The organism is Brachyspira catarrhinii (assembly GCF_005518285.1).
Taxonomy (GTDB): Bacteria; Spirochaetota; Brachyspiria; order Brachyspirales; family Brachyspiraceae; genus Brachyspira; species Brachyspira catarrhinii.
Genome location: NZ_SJDU01000367.1, coordinates 1 through 2,242, shown reverse-complemented (window position 1 = coordinate 2,242; position 2,242 = coordinate 1). Strand labels below are relative to the sequence as shown.

General features: G+C 22.2%; 1 protein-coding gene. It reads right to left on the bottom strand.

Annotated elements, in window-relative coordinates; translation table 11 throughout:
• The coding region (locus EZH24_RS10555; protein ID WP_137999085.1) for an RNA-binding protein at window positions 1-2,083 on the bottom strand (2,083 nt) is incomplete at its 3' end.
• Window positions 2,084-2,242 lie beyond the last annotated feature (159 nt).

Below are 2,242 nucleotides of genomic sequence, written 5' to 3'. Positions count from 1 at the left end.
CAATTTCGACAATATATTTAGGATTTGTAATTAAGTAAAAATTATTTTCTTTTATGTAATTTAATTCGTTGCCGTCATTTAAATATGTATAATAAAGATTAGTATTCAAATAATGAAAATCATAAAAATTGATAAAAGATTTATAACCGTAAACATTATAATCATTTCTCACAACATATTTATTTTTATCTATCACTTCAAAATAAACAAACCTTTTTGGAGTAGTTATATTAGCCATATAAATTATAGATATTAAAGCAAATAAAATAATTCTGATTTTCAAATTGGAAATAAACGAAAGAATCAAAGGAATAAAAAATAATATCAGTATATAACTTGACGCCGAATATCTTTCAAGTTTATACGGAGAAGTCAAATCTCCCAATATTGCAAATATCAAACCTAATAAAATAATAAAGATTAATAATTTGAATTTTGATTTTTCTAAAATTATATTCAATTCTTTTTTATTTAGAATTTGCATTATTACATATAAAATGAATACTATTAATAAAATTAATAGTAATGTATTGAAAGATAAATTATTAATATAATTAAATAATTTTCCAGAAAAAGCCAAAGACGAAGACGCCCGATTATTAGCGTTAAACAACGAAGCGAAAAAACTATTATATAATATTCTTGCGACAAATAATGCCGAGATAAAAGCGAGCGCGTAATATATTATTATTTTATAACTTTTTATTTTTAGTAAAGGATTTAATATCGCGTATTTATTTTTTATAAATTCCAATTTATCAATATTTAAGCAATAATTAATAAATAACATTGCAGATAAAATCAAAACGAACAACAACGAAGAATATAAAGTCAAATAGCCAATTCCCGCAATTATTGAAGTAAAAATTAAATTTTGTATAGAATATTTATTATTGTAAATCGTGTTAATAACGATAAAAGTAATTACGATAAAAAAAGTTTCCTGCATTTGATAAGCTCTCAAAAACATAGAAAAACTTATCGATATTGGCGACAGAGAAAAAATCAGTAAAGAAAATATTATAAATTCTTTTTTATCTTCAAATATTAGTTTTAGGATTTTAAGTAAAAATATAAAAGAAATAATAGAAAAAATACAATTTAAAATAGTTCCAGTGATTATTATATTTTTTATGTTTACGACTTCTCTTTCGATAAAGGCAAATCGTAATAAAGTATAATACAAATTGCTTATAAAAGGGTCGTCAGTATCCTTATATAATCTTTTTATATCGTTTATGCAATCCTCGATACTTGAATTATCTATTGTAATACTTTTTAAAATATCGTATCCAAGCGTATTATTAACGGTTTCTAAATTCAATTTATCGTCTGCAAATAATCCATAATTGGAAAAACTCAAACTATGATATTCGTCCCAATATAATCCTTCTTGTTTTGAAGCCCAATAAATTCTTACGAATAAAGAAAATAATAATATTAGAAATATTGCCAAATAGAAAATATATTTTTTATCGACTAAATTATAAAAACTATTTTGATAATATGTTTTTATAAAATGAATTTTATCGTTAATTATAATATATTTGATAAAATAGTTTATTAAATATAGTATTAAAATTAACGGATACAAAAATGCAATTATATTTATAATATTCTTTTTGATTTTTAATGTATAATTAATATTTTCAATTTTTTCTTCGGTAATTATTTTAGTGGAAATTAAATATCCAAAAGGATTTCCTTCTCTCCACATTTCGGCTTCCGTTATATATTTTGGCAAATTACTTAAATCGGGATAAACATCGTAAATATCGCTATGTCTAAATACCTTATCGTAATATCCCATTTTAATTCCATAACTATAGATATTAATCGTTTCGTTAGTGAGTAAATAATTTTTCCATCTTTCTTCGTCTAATTCTTTGTCTATAATGAAATTCGTTTTTATATTTTCCAAATTGTTTAATCTTAATGTTTCTTCCATATTGTGAATAAAAAACATAGGTTGTAAATATCCGACTCTCGTTTTATTTCCCAATAGCGACAAAGCGGCAAAAAATATAATAGTAATAACTACAAAAGGAATATAAATCTTAAAGAACAGTTTTTTATTTTTCATAAAATACCGCCTTTAATATTTATTTGTAGACGCCAAAGAAAGCGTTTAAAGATATAAAATAATTTTTTAGTTTTGCAATGAAAAAATAGCCAAAAATTATAATTATGGCTTGTATTGTATTGTATTGTATTGTATTGTATTGTATTGTATTGTATTGTA